Source organism: Cupriavidus basilensis (assembly GCF_008801925.2).
In the GTDB taxonomy this organism is placed as follows: domain Bacteria; phylum Pseudomonadota; class Gammaproteobacteria; order Burkholderiales; family Burkholderiaceae; genus Cupriavidus; species Cupriavidus basilensis.
Genome location: NZ_CP062804.1, coordinates 1435457 through 1452576 on the forward strand (window position 1 = coordinate 1435457; position 17120 = coordinate 1452576).

The 17120-nt window shown below is 66.8% G+C and carries 12 protein-coding genes; 7 read left to right on the forward strand and 5 right to left on the reverse strand.

Annotated features, from left to right (window positions below):
* Positions 1–6: 6 nt before the first annotated feature.
* The 3 genes from F7R26_RS27285 to F7R26_RS27295 form a co-directional block, all read right to left on the reverse strand.
* Positions 7–378, reverse strand: a complete 372-nt coding sequence (locus F7R26_RS27285) for a DMT family transporter (protein WP_043355625.1) — start codon at positions 376–378, stop codon at positions 7–9.
* On the reverse strand, positions 375–2147 hold the full coding sequence (locus tag F7R26_RS27290) for a glycosyltransferase family 39 protein (protein ID WP_241754750.1): 1773 nt from the start codon (positions 2145–2147) through the stop codon (positions 375–377). Before F7R26_RS27290 ends, F7R26_RS27285 begins: the two co-directional genes overlap by 4 nt.
* Before the next feature lie 496 nt (positions 2148–2643).
* A complete protein-coding gene (locus F7R26_RS27295; RefSeq protein WP_150986561.1) occupies positions 2644–3207 on the reverse strand; it encodes an HdeD family acid-resistance protein in 564 nt (187 codons plus the stop codon).
* Between the two features lie 221 nt (positions 3208–3428).
* On the opposite strand from F7R26_RS27295, the gene F7R26_RS27300 reads away from it, so the two are divergent.
* Positions 3429–4262 (forward strand): hypothetical protein, encoded by an 834-nt coding sequence (locus F7R26_RS27300; protein ID WP_150986560.1) that lies wholly within the window; start codon positions 3429–3431, stop codon positions 4260–4262.
* Between the two features lie 125 nt (positions 4263–4387).
* On the opposite strand, the gene F7R26_RS27305 is transcribed toward F7R26_RS27300, so the two are convergent.
* Both F7R26_RS27305 and F7R26_RS27310 read right to left on the reverse strand, forming a co-directional pair.
* Positions 4388–4696: a hypothetical protein gene (locus F7R26_RS27305; RefSeq protein ID WP_043355619.1), complete on the reverse strand. Its 309-nt coding sequence runs from the start codon at positions 4694–4696 to the stop codon at positions 4388–4390.
* Positions 4697–5040: 344 nt separating this feature from the next.
* Positions 5041–5979, reverse strand: a complete 939-nt coding sequence (locus F7R26_RS27310; protein ID WP_150986559.1) for an amino acid ABC transporter substrate-binding protein — start codon at positions 5977–5979, stop codon at positions 5041–5043.
* Between the two features lie 272 nt (positions 5980–6251).
* Between F7R26_RS27310 and F7R26_RS27315 the strand changes: the two genes are divergently transcribed.
* The 6 genes from F7R26_RS27315 (at position 6252) to F7R26_RS27340 (ending at position 17057) form a co-directional block, all read left to right on the forward strand.
* Positions 6252–8078: a DUF2138 domain-containing protein gene (locus F7R26_RS27315; protein ID WP_150986558.1), complete on the forward strand. Its 1827-nt coding sequence runs from the start codon at positions 6252–6254 to the stop codon at positions 8076–8078.
* 26 nt (positions 8079–8104) lie between these two features.
* Positions 8105–8773: a DUF1175 domain-containing protein gene (locus tag F7R26_RS27320; RefSeq protein ID WP_150986645.1), complete on the forward strand. Its 669-nt coding sequence runs from the start codon at positions 8105–8107 to the stop codon at positions 8771–8773.
* Positions 8774–8790: 17 nt separating this feature from the next.
* Complete coding sequence (locus F7R26_RS27325) at positions 8791–13545, forward strand: alpha-2-macroglobulin family protein (protein WP_150986646.1); 4755 nt, start codon at positions 8791–8793, stop codon at positions 13543–13545.
* 7 nt (positions 13546–13552) lie between these two features.
* Positions 13553–15304 carry a DUF2300 domain-containing protein gene (locus F7R26_RS27330; protein ID WP_241754751.1) on the forward strand — a complete coding sequence of 584 codons (1752 nt, stop codon included), beginning with the start codon at positions 13553–13555 and terminating at the stop codon, positions 15302–15304.
* The gene (locus tag F7R26_RS27335; RefSeq protein ID WP_241754752.1) at positions 15301–16125 is read left to right on the forward strand and encodes a YfaP family protein; all 825 of its coding nucleotides are present in this window, start codon (positions 15301–15303) and stop codon (positions 16123–16125) included. Before F7R26_RS27330 ends, F7R26_RS27335 begins: the two co-directional genes overlap by 4 nt.
* Before the next feature lie 86 nt (positions 16126–16211).
* The gene (locus tag F7R26_RS27340) at positions 16212–17057 is read left to right on the forward strand and encodes a YfaP family protein (RefSeq protein ID WP_150992967.1); all 846 of its coding nucleotides are present in this window, start codon (positions 16212–16214) and stop codon (positions 17055–17057) included.
* Positions 17058–17120: the final 63 nt, after the last annotated feature.

Here is a 17120-nt window from a genome sequence, read left to right on the forward strand (position 1 = left end):
CGGTGATCAGGAACGCGCGATGAGAAACACGCCGGCGAGGATCAGCAGGATGCCTGCTACGCGCAGGGGGCCGATCATTTCACCGAACAGCCACCAGGCTGCCAGGGCGTTCACCACATAACCGAGCGACAGCATCGGGTAAGCGATCGATACATCGACCCGCGACAGCCCGACGATCCACACGCCGACGCTGACTACGTACAGTGTCAGGCCAGCCAGTACCGGCCACTGCGTCAGCACGCGAAACGCCGTGGCAAACAGCGTCGCGCGCTCGATGGTGATGGCGCCCACGGCGTTGGTGCCGGCTTTGAGCAGCAACTGCGCGCACGCATTGAGCAGCACGCCAGTGAAGATGAAAGCGAAGGTAGAGAGCGTCATGGCGCGCGGTTCGGTTCTTGCTGCGGGGCCGCCGGCGCCTGGCCGGGAGGCGGGAAGTTGGTGACCGCGACGCGGCGCTTGTCTTGCCCGATCTTGTACATCGGCACCTTGCGCTCTTGCAGCAACTTGTAGGTGGCAGCCGACATGATGCCCACGGCGTGCTGGCCATCCTGCCATTTTGCAATAAAGGCATCCAGCGTGGGGAGCCATTTCTGCGGCTCCTGCTTGGTGCCGAACTCCAGTTCGTCCGGCCATTCCACCATGATGGTGGTGCGGCGCAGGTAGTACGGCAGCGTGTGGTCCAGCATGCGCACGCCGTAGATCGGCATGTCATCCGTCAGCACGGCGTTGATGGCGGGCACCATGTCCACGCCCGAAGTCTGCCGTCCCATGACCTCGTGTCCCAGCAGCGCCACCGTGAAGCTGGTGAACAAGCCGAGCGAGTACACGGTGATGCTGACCATCAGGCCCTTGCTCGCCAGCAGCTTGCGCGCGAGGAACACGGCGCCGAGCATCAGCACGAAGGCGGCGCCGACCCAGACTGCGAACAAGCGGTACAGCTCGTTGGGCGTGTTGTCGGAATTCAGCGTGGCCACCACCGGGCTGGCCAGCAAGCCGATTGCCGCAATGACCAGCATGCCGTTGAGCTGCCGCTTCCAGCTGCGCTCATCGATGTGCTGCAGCGCCACGGCTGCCAGCATGCCAAGCGCCGGGAAGATCGGCACGATGTAGCCGGGCAGCTTCGAGCCGGACAGGCTGAAGAAGACGAAGATGGCAATGGCCCACACGGCCAGCAACAGCGCCGGCTGGAATGGCCGTGCCGGCGCCACGCGTGCCGCCGCGCCTTCGCCACGGACCACTTGCCACATGCGCGGCGCCAGGCCCAGCCAGGGGATGAAGCCCGCCACCAGCAACGGCACGAAGTACCACAGCGGGCCTTTGCGCGAGTGTACCGTCGAGGTATAGCGCTGCCAGTGCTCGTGGATAAAGAAGAAATTCAGGAATTCGGGGTTGCGCTCAGACACCAGCCAGAACCAGGGCACCGTGACGATCAGCATCAGCGCGATGCCGGTAATCAGGTGCAGGCGGCGCCACAGGCCGAAATCCCGCGAGATCAGGGTGTAGATGACCAGCACGAGACCGGGCAGGGCAATGCCTACCAGCCCCTTGGTCAGGATCGCCACGCCCATCGCTATCCAGCAGGCCCACATCCAGTAGCGCCGCGCGGCCGGCGTAGCAGCCGGGTGCTGCGCGAGCAGCATGAAGGCCAGCACGCAGGCCATCGCGCCGGACAGCGTCATGTCCAGCGAGTTGAAGTGCGAGGCCACGCTCCACATCGGCGCGGCGGCCAGCACCAGCCCGGTCAGGAAGGCGGCCCGGAAGCCATACCAGCGGTGGGCGGCGAGCATCGAAACCACAAGGCCGACCATGCCGGACAGCGCCACGCACAGCCGGGCCTGCCAGTCGCCTACGCCGAACACGGTGTAGGACAGCGCCGTCACCCACATATGGAAGGGCGGCTTCTCGAAGTACTTGAGTGCGTTGTAGCGAATGGTTACCCAGTCGCCGGTAGAGAACATCTCGCGGGCGATCTCGGCATAGCGGCCTTCATCGGAGCGCAGCAGGTGGCGAGCGTCGAGCGTGCCGAACCAGACCAGGAGAATAAACAGGCAAACCAGGACGATGGTGGTCGTGGGCAAGCCGGCAGATTGCGAAACACCTTGTGCGGTGCTTCGCGAGGTGTCTCGCGAGGTCACGGAACTACGCATACGTCTCCTGGAAAGGGATCGGGTGACCGCCCTGGCTTGCGCACATGACGACCGGTTCTCGGGCTTGCGGGTGCGGCGATCCGCGCGCTGGCGGACCGGATGGCTTGTCCCGCCAGCTGCCACACAATCATTGCATTGGCTCGCGATGACGCGGCCACCTGCATGATGATCAAAGCTTGGTATACCGTCTTGGCCCCGCTAAAAAAGCGGAGTCAGGTTGTTGCCGCAGCGCGCTGCCAGGCTGTTTGACGGTTTCGCGCTGCCCGGGCACCGGGCGAAAACATCACAACGCAGCAGCGACGGCTTTGGTAGACAAAAGAAGCAAGCGATCGTGCCCGTTTCCACGCGCCTTCTGCTTCGTCCTTCCTTATAGCCGTTACCCCATGGCCAACCGTGGTTGCCAAGTGGCGCGGCGCGCAATGTTAGCACGACCGCCGCAACCCACCGTCGCGCGCGGGGTCGGCGCACGCGGGACAGCCCGGGCAGCGCGCGTGGCTTAGCTTGAAAGTGGTGCAATAGGCATATTTCTGGCCCGGCGCAAGCGCAGCGAGACGCCGATCAGCAGAATGCCGCAAACCACCGCCCAGGCTCCGATCATCCACAGCACCGCCAGCGCGCCGGCAAGGGGTTGCCACAGCAGCAGGAAAGCGAACACGATGCTCACCAGCCCGGCCAGGATCAGCCACCATTCATTGGGAATGTCCTTGCGCAGGCGGATCGCCGCGACAATTTGCAGCACCCCTGTGGCAAGCGTCCAGGCGGCGATATATAACAGCAGGGAAAACGCCGTGACCACGGGGCTGAACCAGGTCAGCAAGCCCACGCCCAGGCCAAGCAGGCCCTGCAGTGCAAGGATGCCGCGGTCGCTAGCCTCGCGCTGGCTGCCCGAGATGGCCATCAGCAGCGCGCTGACGCCGTCGGCGGCGGCAAAGGCGCCAAACAAGAGCACGAGTGCAGCCAGTGTGGCAATAGGAGCGAAAAACGCACAAATCCCGAAAAGAACGGCGAGAATGCCGCGCAAGGCCACGACCCACCAAAGCTTGGCGTAATACTGAAGCATAGGAACTCCCTGGCAAGCTGCCCGCATGGGCCGGCAGCGACGGTGACCGACTAAGATTGCCGACACACGCGGGCAAAAAAGCGCTAGTTTCTAGCCAGCGCGAGCTACAACGTCTGGCTGGCCTTGCGTGTGGGGCACCGGGTCGGAACGAGCGGGGGCGCGAAATCATTCTAGACAGGATTCATGTGAGGACAAAGGCGCAACGGTTCAGGGCTGCTTCTATGGCCAGCGCAGTGCTGCTGGCAATGGGCAGCCTTGCGCAGGCTCAGACAGTGGCGGTGGCTGCTGCCGCGTCCGAGGAGGCGCCGGCGCGGGCGCTTGCCCCGCTGTGCGACGCGCCATGGTTCCGCTCCGGCTCGCGGGTGCAGATGGAAGGCGACGGCGCCATGCCCATGTCGATCACCATGACCTTGCGCCGGGCGACCAAGAACCAGACCGGGTGCCGGGCGCAGCTCGAGGTGCGCTCCAAGTCGGCGCTGTCTGCCCTGATGGGGCCGCCGGTCATCATGGACCAGGTCCACATGGTCAATATCGACCGCAGCCCCGACTCTGCCAAGAGCAGTATCGAGAGCGAGCATGCCGTCATCAATGCACAAGGGCGCTATGCCCGCATGTACGGCGAAGCCGCCTTCAGGGGCCAGGGCGTGTTCAGCTACGCAGGCATGGATATCCGCGAAGGCGGCACCCTGGAGGGCGAGGCGTTCGAGTCCAGCGTCTCGCTGCAGATCTATCCGGTGGGCGCGGACGAGGTCGTGGGCAGCATGCGGGCGCTATATGCCTCGATCAGCGTCGGATCCCGCCACGTGGGCAAGCGCCAGATGATCGATACCGTGCTGGGCCGCAAGGAGTGCATGCCGATCACCTACGAGAAGCGGACTTCGCTGGGGCCGCTGATGGTGGGGGAGGAGGTGGTGCAGGTGGAGCCCACGCTGATGCATGTTACCGACTGGTATTGCCCCGCCGAGGCATTCGTGCTGCGCACCGAGATTCGCCAGCAGGACAAGGTGCAACGGATCGACGTCACCGGCATGGATCTGGATACGACTTCGCCCTGAGGCCTTTCCCGCGCGCCAAAGCGGATTCTCCGGCAGCAGACAGCAGACAGCAGAAAGCCCGCCAGTTTGAATTGGCGGGCTTTCTGCTGTCAGGGCGCCCGGTACCTGCGCGGCGCCCTTGCCGATCAGTTCGCGGCTGCGGCTGATGCGGCGGGCTTCTTGCTCTTGCTCTTCTTGCTCTTCTTGGTCGACTTCTTGGCCGGCGGCGCGGAGGCGTCGGTCAGGTCCGTGCGGGTGCTCTTGTTCGCGCCCTGGGAATACGGGTCGAACTTGTCACCGGACTTGGCACCCTGGCTATACGGGTCGAACTTATCGCCCGACTTGGCGCCCTGGCTATACGGGTCGAATTGCTTCTTCCCGGTCGATTGCGCCTGGGCAGCCACGGAGACGGCGCCAATGCACAGCGCGATGGCTGTCGCGACGAACTTGTTCATGTTTTCTCCTGGTAAATGCCGCCTTCCGGCGGTTCGAATACACGGAAACTGACGGCTAAGGCCGCCACGCCGATTGCGTGGGATACCGTTGCCGCGTTGTCCGCTGGTCCTCAGTGTCGCCAACATTTCGCCTGGCTGTCAACATGCGCTGTATTGTGAAATGCACGCTTTGTATCGTCCTATGGAAAGCCGCTATTGCCTTTATCGCCAAGACTTGCTTGACGCCTGACGTTCCGTGCGCCTAACCGCACACTTTTTGTTTGCGTAATGTGAAAAAAAGCCCCCGCAGGCGTGATGGTCTGCGGGGGCGTTGATTTTGGTGGATCGCCGGGCTTCGAAGGCCGTTACTCGGTCGCGACATCCGAAGGATGCTTCCACGCATCCCGGACTTCCGGGCTCGGTGCCAGCGCAAGGTTGATGTTGCGCGCGCCGATTGGCTGCTGGAACCATTGTTTTTGCAAGGCGATCACCTGTGGGCCGGCGAATACCGATGCCAGGGTCTGGTCCACCAGTTGCTTCCACTCCGGATCGGCCTTGGACATCATCAGTGCATTCTGCTCGATCGACAGAGCGGGCCCCACGATCACGAACTGCGAAGGGTCCTTGGCGCGGGCGCGCAGTCCCGACAGCAGTACATCGTCCATCACGAATGCCTGCGCGCGGCCGGATTCGAGCAGCAGGAAGGATTCGCCATGGTCCTTCGCGTAGATGTCATGGAAACCATACTGGCCCTTCAGGCGGCGCACATGGCGATCGCCCGTGGAACCGGCGCTGGTCACCACGTTCTTGCCGCGCAGGTCTTCGAAGGACTTGATGCCCGAATCCGCGCGCACCAGCATGCGGACCGTGGAAATGTAATGCGAGACGCTGAAGGCGACCTGCTTCTGGCGCTCCAGCGAGTTCGTGTTGGGCGCGCAGTCGAGATCGACCAGGCCATTGACCACGGCGGGGATCCGGTTCTGCGGGGTGAGCGGCATCCAGCGCACCTTGATCGTCTTCAGCCCGAGCTTCACGCGCGCGGCCTCCGCGGCGCGCAGGCACAGGTCCACCGCGTAGCCTGCGGGCTCGCCCTTGTCGTTGGCGAAGGAGAAGGGCAGCGCCGATTCACGGTAGCCCAGCACGATGGTGCCGGTGTTGCGGATCTTGTCCAGCACCGGGCTTTGGGCCTGGGCGGCGTGTGGGGCGGAAATCGAGAGGGCGGCGGCAGCGACGAACGCTAGCTTTGCCAGCAGGCGGGGGGCACGGAACGTGCCGGCACTGGCGAATGTGGCAAACGAGAACATATGTCGAATATTTCAAAAGTGGCGAGGCTACCCCTGTGGCCTGCTTCGGCAAAGTACATCTTCGTCATAAGCAAATATCCGCCCGGAGAGCCGCCTGGGAAAAGGCGTCCGGTCGGAAAGCGCGCTACGCCGGCGGGTGGCGCCGAGCGCGCGGCTGCGCAGGCAGTCACAAAAATTCACGGTGGCTGGGTTGCGGTTTGATTGATGTGCGCGGTACGCTACCGGGTTCGCTGCGTCTGTGACGTGCAGTGATCACGATCGTCAAGGGAATCATGAAGATTTCGCGCAAGAAAATCGCGCTTGGCACCGCCGCGCTGGCGATTGCCGCTGGTGTGGCCGTGCAAATGGTCTGGCACCCGTTCGGGCGCGCCTGGAAGGGGCAGCCCCGCCAGCTTGAACTCGATTTCAGCCGCCCCGATGCGCTGGTCGACAGCGAAAGCCTGTCCAGCCTGCCGCGCGACATGCTGCGCGTGCCGCTGCTGCGCGATGTGCTCACCGAAGATTTCGTCAAATATTACGAAGACAACGAAGGCCGCCTGTCTGCCTCGGGCGCCTTGCGTCGCATTGCCTTCGAGCACGACCTGGACTGGGGCGATGCGTTGCTCAAGCGCGTGTTCGACGAACCGGGCCGGCTCATGGCCTGGCGCGGCGCCGATGGCACCTTGCGCTACTGGGCGCTGTCGATGGAGCGCAACGGGCTGGCCAAGGTGCTGCAGACACTTGGCACGATCGCCCCGGCTGACACGCAGCTGAGCCGTGCCGGTGAAGTCGGCGGCACGCCGCTGTATGCACTGCGGATCGGCCCGGCGCGCAGCCTGCTGCTGGCGGGCAAGGGTGATCGCCTGGTAGTCCTTTCGGAAGCCGGCATGCTGCTGGACGCGGAAGGCAAGCCCATCGGCGCACGCGCCAAGGCGGTGGCCGCCTGGCTGTCCGAGGATGCCGGCGCGCGCGAGACCCCGCTGCAATCGTTCGCGCTCGACGCCGCCAAGGGTCCGCCCAAGGGCCATCGCGTGCTGGTGGGCGCGAATTACCTCTCGTTTGGCTATCAGGCATTCTTCCCGGGCATCGAAGCGCTGCGTTTCGATTTTGCTGGCGCCGATTCTAAGTCCGATTCTAAGTCCGATTCCAAGTCCGATTCCAAGGCCGGCGCCGATGATGCCGCCTGGCACAGCGCGGTGCTGGTCGATGGCGCGCGCCTGCCGGGCAAGTGGAACACGGCCGAACTCTGGAAGGCCTTGCCGGCCGACCCCGCGGCGTGCGCCACGCTGCCGGTGGACTGGCAGGCCGCAGGCAAGATGCTGCAGAAGGTCAGCGGCGGCAATGACGAACTGGCTACGCAGGTGGCCCAGGCCTTCGACGGGCCGGCTGCCGTGTGCTGGTACAGCAAGTCGGCGCTGGTGGCGCCGTTGTTCATGGCGCGGGTCAAGTCGGCCGATGCCGCTGCCGCGCTGCGCCCGGTACTGGCGAGCCTGTTCGAGCAAGTGATTGGCGCCTATGAACCCAATGCCGGCACGGAAAAGGGCGCCTATGCGCGCCTGCCGGTGCAGAGCCGCCAGGGCGCGGGCGGCGCGGTGTTGTGGTCGCGCGCGGTCAGCTCGCCCTACGGCACGCGTGAGGCCAAGGGGGCGCCGTTCGCGGCGCAGCTTTCGGCGGGTGCCTATTTCCCCGTGACGCTGGCACTGGCTGGCAACACGGTGCTGTTCTCGCCTGACGGCGCGTTGGTGGATGACGCGCTGGCGGTGCAGGGCAAGCGCTTCCCGGCGGTGGCCGACACCATGCAGCGCGGCCAGCAGGCCCGTACCGTGCTCAGCTTCACCCCGTCGACGCTGGCGCCGCTGGTGCGCCGCGAAGCCACCAAGGCGTTGCCCGCGGACCAGGAAGCCCTGTTCCTGAACGCGGCGCGCGCTCACCTGTTCCCTAAGCTGAAGACCCTAGCGGCCTACCCGACGGTCTCGCTGGTGCTGCCCGATAGCTTGCCTTCGGGGCGTGCGTGGGTGCCGGTGACCTGGCAGCAGGCAGGCACGCCGCCGCGCGGCGTGCTGGCCGCGGCCCCGTCGATAGCGCCGGCAGCACCGGCGCCGCAAGAGGCCGCGCAGTGATAGCTGTGAGCCGAGGCCGCCGCTCGATGCTGGCGGCGCTGGCGCTTGCCTTGCCCCTGGCCGGCGGCAATCGGGCCTGGGCCTTGTCGGGCCTGGCGTCGGACACGCCAGACGCGGATGCGCTCGATGCCTCGCAATCGGCGGCGTTTCGTGCCTGGTTCGTGCGCATCGTTGGCGAGCAACTGCGCCAGGGCCCGACCCCGCGCTGGGTCCAGCGCGATTGTGCGGGCCTGGTGCGCTTTGCCGTGGGCGAGGCGCTCAAGGTGCATGACGCGCGCTGGCTGCGCGCCAACGGCATGCAAGGCAGCGCCTCGGCCCGCCAGTTGCCGCCGGAGCTTAGCCTGAGCCCGAGCCAGCGCACGCTTGGCCAGCGCTGGACCCGCGCCGACGGCAGCACCGGGGCTTATGCCTCCGCCCTGGCCCTGGTGCAGGGCAATAGCCGCTTTGTCGCCAGGAACGTCAACCTGGCGCAGCCCGGCGACCTGCTTTTCTACGACCAGGGCGATGAACAGCACCTGATGATCTGGATGGGCCAGTACCTGGCCTATCACACCGGCACCGTGACCCGTACCGATAACGGCCTGCGTGCCGTCACCCTTTCTCGCTTGATGCAATGGAACGATTCGCGCTGGCAGCCGCAGGACGGCAATCCCAATTTCATCGGCGTATTCCGTTTCGCCTTTTTGTCGAGGTAAAGACGATGCTTGTCGTCATGACGCGCGCAAGCGCGCTTCTGCGTTCCTCCATCCCCCGCATGCTGCTGGCGCTTGCCTTGCTGGCAGGCGCCCAGGCGGCAGGCGCCCAGGCGGCGGGCGCCGCCGAGCGGCCGAGCGTCACGCTCGACACGGTGCCGTCAAGCGGCTATAGCGCTTTCCAAGGGCAGCCATTCTTCCTGCTGTCGGACGCCAGCTACGGCAGCGACCAGACGGCACAGGTGCGCCTGGAAGCCCCGGGACGCGAATACAAGAGCGAGCTGCAGCGCTATGGCGGCGCCGACATCCTCGTCTACCGGGTCGCCGATCCGATCGCCTTCCTGAAGGCACAAAAGAACCTGCACCGGATCGACGTCAAGGCGAACTACCGCGGCGAAGGGTTGGCCAATACCCTGTCCTACCTGTGGGATAGCTGGTACAAGCAGGCGCGCCGCGCATGGCAACGCGTGCTGTCGTTCGCGACCCGCAGCAAGGCGGTGGAGGACGCGCCGCAGTTCAGCATGGGTGACCAGATTGCCCAGCCGACCCGCTTCGAGAACAACCCGCAGTACGAGCCGCTCAAGGGCTACGACGTGGTCGAGCGCTTCCGCTACCCGATCTGGGACGCCAAGGAAATCGCGCCGCCCAAGGATGTCAAGCTGGAAGGCAGCAGCAGCGAATTCCTGCCGCGAGATGCGGGCAACGTGATGGTGCCGCTGGGCAAGCTCAAGCCGGGCCTGTACATCGTCGAAGGCATCATCGGCACCTACCGCGCCCATACCTTGCTGTTTGTGTCCGATACCGTGGCCATCACCAAGAGCTCCGGCAACGGCATGCTGGTCTGGGCCGCGCAGCGCAAGAGCGGCCGCCCGGTCGCCGGCGCCAGCCTCGCCTGGACCGACGGCCTCGGCGTGCTCCAGAGCGCTACCACTGGCGCTGACGGTGCGGCAGATCTGGCCCACGCCAGCCCGGAGCGCAGCTACCTGCTGGGCGTGGATCCGGCCGGCGGCGCGTTTATCTCGGAAAACTTCTACTACGACAGCGAGATCTACAACACCAAGCTGTACGCCTTCACCGACCGGCCGCTGTACCGCCCCGGCGACGAAGTCCGGGTCAAGTTCATCGGCCGCAATTTCCGCAATGCCACCGAATCCGGCCCCGCAGCGCCCGGTGATATCAAGCTGGAGGTGCTGGACCCCAACGGCGCGCCGCTGGCCTCGGTCGCTACCGCGCTAGCCGCTGACAATGGCGCCGACGCGCGCTTCACGCTGCCCGCCAATGCCCTGGCCGGCGGCTATACGCTGCGCTTCGACTACGGTGGCAACACCTACGGCGGCGCCTTCCGCGTGGCCGAGTACATCAAGCCGCATTTCGACGTGAATCTTGCGTTGGACAAGGCCGACTATGCCACCGGCGAGGCGGTCAAGGGCAAGATCCAGCTGCGCTATCCCGACGGCAAGCCGGTCAAGGACGCCAAGCTGTCCGTCAGCCTGCGCGCGCAGCAGGTGACGATGGTGGAGGGCGAGCTGCAATATGCCGGCCTGTTCCCGGTCAAGCTGGAGCAGCAGGAACTGACCACCGACGGCAGCGGCAATGCCGCGCTGGTGCTGCCTGCCGCCAAGGACCCGAGCCGCTATGTGGTGACGGTGTTCGCCAACGACGGCGCGGCCTATCGGGTCAAGGTCACGCGCGAACTGCTGATCGCGCGTGGCGCCACGCCATACAAGCTGACGGCGCCGGCCAATTTCACTAACCCGGGCCAGAGCGTGACCTTCCAGTTGCAGGCGCTGGCCGCCGCCGGGCAGGCTTCGGCGCAGGCGCCGGCCAAGTGGGAACTGGTGCGGCTGGAGTCCCGCACCCGCAGCGAGGGCACGCTGAGCCCCGCCGCCAATGGCACTGTGTCGTTCCCGGTCAAGTTCGGCGAGCCGGGCTCGTACACGCTCTCCGTCAAGGACGGCGCGGGCAATCTGCTGGCCGCCGCCAGCCACTGGGTGGCGGGCGAGGGCCTGCAGACCGTGCCGGGCAATATCGAGATCGTGTTCGACCGGGACCGCTACCGCATCGGCGACACGGCCGAAGCGCTGGTGACGTTCCCGCTCGCCGTCGAGGATGCCTTGCTGACGCTGGAGCGTGACCGGGTGGAGCGGCGCGGCCTGCTGTCCAAGGGCGGCGACTGGCTGTCGCTGGAGAAGGTTACCGACAAGCAATGGCGGGCGCGGATCAAGGTGGGCAACGATTTCAGCCCCAATATGACGTTCTCCGTGCTGTACGTGAAGGACGGCGACTACGTGTTCCAGAACGCCGGCATTGCCGTGGTGCAGCCCACGATCGAGCTGGCGGTCAAGAGCGACAAGCCTGTCTATGCCCCCGGCGAGACCGTCACGCTGGACCTCACCAGTGCCTTCAATGGCAAGCCCGTGCCGGCGAATCTCACCGTCAGCGTGGTGGATGAGATGGTCTACGTGCTGCAGCCTGAAATCGCCCCGAGCATTGTCGACTTCTTCTACCATCCGCGCCGCAACAGCGTGCGCACCACTTCCAGCCTGAACTTCATCGGCTACGACCTCGCCGTGTCGGGCCAGCCCGGCGCCGGTGGCCCTGAGCGCGGCCGCTATAACGAGCGGGGCGTGAAGGTGCTGGAGCGCCCGCGCCGGGACGAGAAGGACACTGCCGCGTGGGAGGCCAACCTGCGTACCAGCGCAGACGGCCGCGCGCGCATGAGCTTCACCATGCCCGACTCCCTGACTCGCTGGCGCATCACGGTGCGCGCGATGTCGGGCGACGGCATGGTCGGGCAGCGCACCGCCAGCATCCGGTCCGACAAGGGCCTGTATCTCAAATGGACCGGGCCGCAACGCTACCGCGCCGAGGACGCGCCGCGCATCGACATGGTGGCCTTCAACCAGGGTGAGCAGGAGGTGGCCGCGGACCTCGTGGTGATCGGCGCCGGCCTGAATGTCAACCAGAGCGTGACGCTCAAGCGTGGTGCCAACTACGTGCGCCTGCCGGTTGCGCAGGGTGCTCTGCAGGGTGGCGTGGTCAATGCGGAGATCAAGCTGCAGGGCAAGGTGCTGGACCGACTGCAGACCACGCTCACGGTCGAGCCCACCGGCTGGCTCTCGCAGCGCGAGCTGACGCTGCCGCTGGCCGGCGCCAATGCGGCGTTCAAGCTGCCGGCGGATGCGCAAGACATACGCCTGCGCTTCGTCGATGGCGCCGCCAGCCAGTTCGCCCGCGTGGCGGACGATCTGCTGGCCTATCCCTATGGCTGCACCGAGCAGACCGCCAGCCGGCTGATTCCGCTGGCGTTGGCCCAGCGCAGCCTGGCCGCCACCGGCGCGGACACGGGCGGCGGCACCCAGGGCATCGACGCGCTGCTACGCACCCAGCGCCAGCGCCTGGCGCTGCTGGCCGGGGTCAATGGCCAGTTTGGATGGTGGGGCGATACGGTGGGCAATAGCGCGCTGCTGACGGCGTATGCCTATTACGCCGACTGGCTGGCAACGCGCGCCGTCGGCATCAGCCTGCCGCCCGATCACTGGAAGCGCACGCTGGAAGCTTACAAGCAGGCCATGAAGGAGCCGCTGCTGCACCGTGCACTCGCGCTGTGGTTCATCAACGAGATGGGCCTGCCGGTGGCCACGCAGCTCGGTGGCGTGGCCGGCGAGCTCGCTCGCCCCGGCGCCGACGCGCCTGGCGCGGCGGTGGGCGAAAGCCTGGTGTTTGCCGCGCCGGATTCGCCGCAAGGCCGCCGCGTGGCGACCGTGCTGGCCGCGCAGCTCTACAGGCAGATCGGCCAGCCGATGCCGGAAGGCCTGGCCAGCGCCGCCGAGGCCGCGCGCCAGACGCTGGCGAGCGATCCTTCGCCGCTGGTGCAGAGCCTGCTGCTGATGGCGGGCAAGGGCGCGGCCACCTCCGAGGTGCAGGCGCTGCTGGCCCGCGCCGGCGCTGCCTCACCGACGATTGACCGGGCCGTGACGCTGGTGTGGCTCAACAAGGCCCTTGGCGGTGGGCTGGGCCGCGGGCTGGCCGGCGAGGGCGATCCCGCGCTGCGCGTGCCGCAGGGCAACTGGAAGGCTGCGCGCAGCCCGCTCGGCCTGCCGGAATGGCGCTGGAGCGGGGCGCAACTGCCCGAGACGCTCGCGCTTACCGTGCCGCAGAACATGGATGCGGCCTCACAGTCGTTCAACACCAATGCCGTGGTGTCCTACCGCAGCCGTGCCCAGGAAGCCTCGCGCCTGCCGATCGGCATCGAGCGCAAGCTCTATCGCCTGGTGCCCACGAGCGATGGCGCAGCGAAAGACGGCAAGCCAGCCGAAGCCGCCGCCGCGGGTACGGCCGGCCTGACCTTCTCGGCCAAGCCGGTCAAGCCGGGTGACAAGCTCGACAGCAACACGCTCTACGTCGATGAGATCGTACTGAGCCCGCGCCAGGGCACCTACCGCTACGGGCTGGTCGAAGCACCGCTGCCGCCCGGCGGCGAGGTCGAGGGCACGACGTGGGGCCTGCGGATCGACGGCTTGCCCGATCCGGACAACAAGGCCACCGGCCTGCAGCCGTTCCAGCGCGCCGTGACGTACGAGATGGGCATGCTGTCATACCACCAGCCGGTAGTCTCGCTGGAGCGCCCGGTGGTGCTGCGCCAGTTGGTACGCTTCTCGCTGCCAGGCAAGTTCAACCTGCCCCCGGTGCGCTACTTCCGCATGTACCAGCCAGATGCCAAAGCCCTGCAAGGCGACGGCAAGACGGCGGGCTTCCCCTTCACGGTGGAGTGAGGCGGGCATGAACGGGGCAGCGCGCATGGCGGCCGGCCGTGCCTGGTGGCGACGGCTTGCGGTGCTGGCCGCCGTGGGCGCGGCGTGCGCCGGGCCTGCGCTGGCTGCCACGCTCGCGCCCGCCGAGCCCCTGCGCTTCGCGCGGCTCGCGGGCGCGGACGCGCAATTGTTCGGCCTCGACGGCAACGCCGCCGCGCCCGCTGCCACGCCATTGCCTGCCAGCTTGCAGACCCCATTGGGCAGCGTGTGGAAGCTGTTCGTCTATGGCTACCTGGTCGGCCGCGACAAGCCATCCGATGACTACACCTGCCGTGGTGGTGACCCGGAGGAGGTTTACTGCTGCACGCCCGGCCAGAGCATCGACCGCGAGCGTGCGCTGATTCAATCCTGCGGACGCTATTTCGAGCCGCGGCGGCTGGGTTTGTCCGCTGCCGACTGGCGCCGTTTCTGGAAGGAGGCAGGCGCACCCGCGTGGCTACAGGACATGCAGGCGATGCAGCCGGCTCGCAACGTGGCCGTTGCCGATCTGCTTGCCGGGCTGCATGCCGTGTCCCCCGCCGCGCAACAGGCAGCCGCCGCGACGCTGGTCTCGGTACTGACGGTGGGGCGCGGCGAAGGCACGCTGGCCAACTATGGCAGCCTGCTGCGCGCCAAGACCTGGACCATGCCGGACCCGGCGCGGCCGGGCGCATCCATCGGCGGCGCGGCCGGCTGGCTTGCCGATGGCAGCCCGGTCTGGCTGGGCGGCCCCGGCGCCAGTGCCAATGTGCTGCGCCGTGCGGCGCCCCGCCTGCAGCCGTTGCTGGCCACCGTGCCGGTGCCTGATGATGGCGCCTGCGTGCTGGTCGACATGTTCGAGCGCTATGCGCTGCGCGATCTGCAAGCCGCCGGTACCGGCAACGGCACCGGCGCAAGTCGCCAGGCCGTGGCGGATGGCCCGCTCAACGGCACCTACCGCGCGGAGTTTGCCAATGGCAACACCCTGCGCGTGGAAAGCCGTGGCGAACTGACGCTGCTGCGCAAGCCCGGCGCTGCGCCGCGCGTAGTGGGCCGCTTCGGCCTCAATGACTACGTGGCGCGGGTTGTCGAGCGCGAGGGCGACACCACTGAGCCCGAAGCCGCCCGTGCCCTGGCGGTGGCCGCGCGCAGCTACCTGATCCAGCAAGCCACGCGTGAGCAAGGCTGCTTTCATATTGCCGATAGCAGCCGCACCCAGCGTGTGCTGCCGCGTGTCCCTACCGCCGCGGCGCGACGTGCCGCTGATGTGACCGATGCGCTGGTGCTGTCCGGCGTGGCCGTGCGTTATCACCACGACGCGAGCGGCCAGGGGCGCATGGCCTGGCTGGAGGCCCGGCGCGCGGCCGGGCAGGGGCAGTCGTTCGATGCCATCCTGGCTCGCTGGTGGCCTCAGGCCACGCTCACCTCGTTCCAGAGCCCAGTGGCCGGCGATTGCCTGGCGGTGGCCAATGCGCGGCAGTGGCTGGCGCAGCGCGCGCCGCATTGGGAGCGCTGGCTGGCGGCGGAGCCGGGCTATGAAACGCCGCCGCTGCCCGCGGTGTGCGAAGTGCGCGAAGGCCGCCCTTATGCCGACGCGCGCCGCAACCGGCTCTATATCCACCGGCTGGCCAGCGAGGACGACCGCATTGCGCTGGCCCACGAATATCTCCATCTTGCATTTGCCCGCCACCCGCGCGGGCAGGACGAAGGCTTTGTCGAAGCCATGGCGCGCAAGCTGGTACGTACGCAAAACCCATCATGAATCTCACCCGCAATTTGTCCCGCAACTGGCGCCACGGCGTGCTGGCCCTGGCCTGCGTCGCGGTGCCGCTGGTGGCCACGGCCGAGCCGGTTGCCGATCTGGACGGCCCGGTGGGCGGCTGGCGCCACGGCGGCTTGTCCAACGAGCTCGAGCGCTATACCGCCGCCTATCCCAAGCCGCCGGTGGACCGGGGCACGCAGAAGTACCGCACGCTGATCGAGGGGCGCCTGCGCAAGGTCGGCAAGGAGGGCCGCAAGCCGCCCACGCTGGTGGTCAACGGCACGGCCATGCCGCTGTATGCCGACGAGCAGGGGCGCTTCGCGCGGCCGTGGGCGTTTGGCCGGGGCTCCAACAGTGTGGAGATCGTGTCCGCTGATGGCGCCTCGCGCCAGCGCTTGCAGTTCTATGAGGCCGACGCGACCAAGATCCAGGCCAAGCTGCGCGCGGTGTTGACCTGGGACGATCCCAAGGCCGAGGTCGACCTGCATGTGATTTCACCTGACGGTGGCCATGCCTTCTTTGCCAGCCCCTTGCTGCCGGAGGGGGGCGGTCTGGACGTGGATAGCGTGGATGGTGCGGGGCCGGAGATTTTCTCGAGCGCGGCGCCGCGTCCCGGGGTGTGGTTGTTCTATGTGAACTACTGGGGCAATTTCAACGCCGATGGCTACAACTTCGAGAAAGGCAAGAACGATCGCGACCTGATTACCGCCAAGCTCACGTTGATCTACAACGAGAACACGCTCAATGAAAAGCGTGAGACGCTCGTGGTGCCGCTGCGCAAGCTGGGCGAACTGGCGCTGATGAAGTCGGTGCGTTTCTGAGCCGACATATCGATCAGGCACACTGATAGCCAGACCGACGCCTAGCCAGAAAGCAGTCGCAAAGAACGCAGGAAGGAACCGTGGATATGCAGCACTCGCCAAAACTAGCCTTGATCAGCCTGACCCTGCCGGCACTGTTGCTGGCCGGCGCCGTGCGAGCCGACGATGCCATCGAGTTCACCACGCCGCGCAACGGCTGGCGCAACTCGGCCGGTGATGCTTCGGCCTATACGCAGGAAGTGCATTACCCGGCGGTGGCGGTCTCCACGCGAGCTGGGCAAGCCGCCAGCGCCATGATTGCCGGGCGCATCCGCGCGGCGCCCAAGGCCGAGGCGGATGCCGCGAGCGCCGCGTCGAGCCCCGCACCCGGCGGGCGCGGGCGGCGCGGTGGCGGCTCGGTTGCCACCCTGGTGGTCAACGGCGTGGCGATGCCGCAGCGGGTCGAGGAGGATGGCCGCTTCTCACGGCCCTACGCCTTCTCGGGCGGTAGCAACAGCGTGGAGATCCGCAGTGCGCAGGGCGCCAGCAAGCGCGTGCAGTTCTACGACGGCTACCAGGGCAAGACCCGTCCGCGCCTGCGGGTGGTGCTGTCCTGGGACAGCGATCAGACCGACCTGGACCTGCATGTGGTGGCCCCCGACGGCCAGCACACCTTCTATGCGAATCGCGTGGCCAGCAACGGCGGCGCGCTCGATGTCGACGTCACCACCGGCTATGGCCCGGAGATCTATTCGATTGCCGCGCCGCCACCCGGTACCTACCTGGTCTATGTGAACTACTACGGCAGCGGCGCCGGCCCCGAAGCCATTACCGTGGCGCAAGTGGCGCTGATCACCGATGAAAACACGCCCAACGAAAAGCAGCAGGTGTTCCGCGTGCCGATGCGCAAGCCCGGTGAACTGACGCTGATCAAGTCCTTTGTCATGAAGTGAGCACCGCGCCGAAACTCTCCAACGCCCCAGCACCCCAGTGTCCCGGCACCTCCGGGATCACCC

What these genes read in the sequence shown, in the direction of transcription:
- F7R26_RS27285 (WP_043355625.1), bottom strand. Translation starts at nt 378, where the DNA reads ATGACGCTCTCTACCTTCGCTTTCATCTTCACTGGCGTGCTGCTCAAT.
- F7R26_RS27290 (WP_241754750.1), bottom strand. Translation starts at nt 2,147, where the DNA reads ATGCGTAGTTCCGTGACCTCGCGAGACACCTCGCGAAGCACCGCACAA.
- F7R26_RS27295 (WP_150986561.1), bottom strand. Translation starts at nt 3,207, where the DNA reads ATGCTTCAGTATTACGCCAAGCTTTGGTGGGTCGTGGCCTTGCGCGGC.
- F7R26_RS27300 (WP_150986560.1), top strand. Translation starts at nt 3,429, where the DNA reads ATGGCCAGCGCAGTGCTGCTGGCAATGGGCAGCCTTGCGCAGGCTCAG.
- F7R26_RS27305 (WP_043355619.1), bottom strand. Translation starts at nt 4,696, where the DNA reads ATGAACAAGTTCGTCGCGACAGCCATCGCGCTGTGCATTGGCGCCGTC.
- F7R26_RS27310 (WP_150986559.1), bottom strand. Translation starts at nt 5,979, where the DNA reads ATGTTCTCGTTTGCCACATTCGCCAGTGCCGGCACGTTCCGTGCCCCC.
- F7R26_RS27315 (WP_150986558.1), top strand. Translation starts at nt 6,252, where the DNA reads ATGAAGATTTCGCGCAAGAAAATCGCGCTTGGCACCGCCGCGCTGGCG.
- F7R26_RS27320 (WP_150986645.1), top strand. Translation starts at nt 8,105, where the DNA reads ATGCTGGCGGCGCTGGCGCTTGCCTTGCCCCTGGCCGGCGGCAATCGG.
- F7R26_RS27325 (WP_150986646.1), top strand. Translation starts at nt 8,791, where the DNA reads ATGACGCGCGCAAGCGCGCTTCTGCGTTCCTCCATCCCCCGCATGCTG.
- F7R26_RS27330 (WP_241754751.1), top strand. Translation starts at nt 13,553, where the DNA reads ATGAACGGGGCAGCGCGCATGGCGGCCGGCCGTGCCTGGTGGCGACGG.
- F7R26_RS27335 (WP_241754752.1), top strand. Translation starts at nt 15,301, where the DNA reads ATGAATCTCACCCGCAATTTGTCCCGCAACTGGCGCCACGGCGTGCTG.
- F7R26_RS27340 (WP_150992967.1), top strand. Translation starts at nt 16,212, where the DNA reads ATGCAGCACTCGCCAAAACTAGCCTTGATCAGCCTGACCCTGCCGGCA.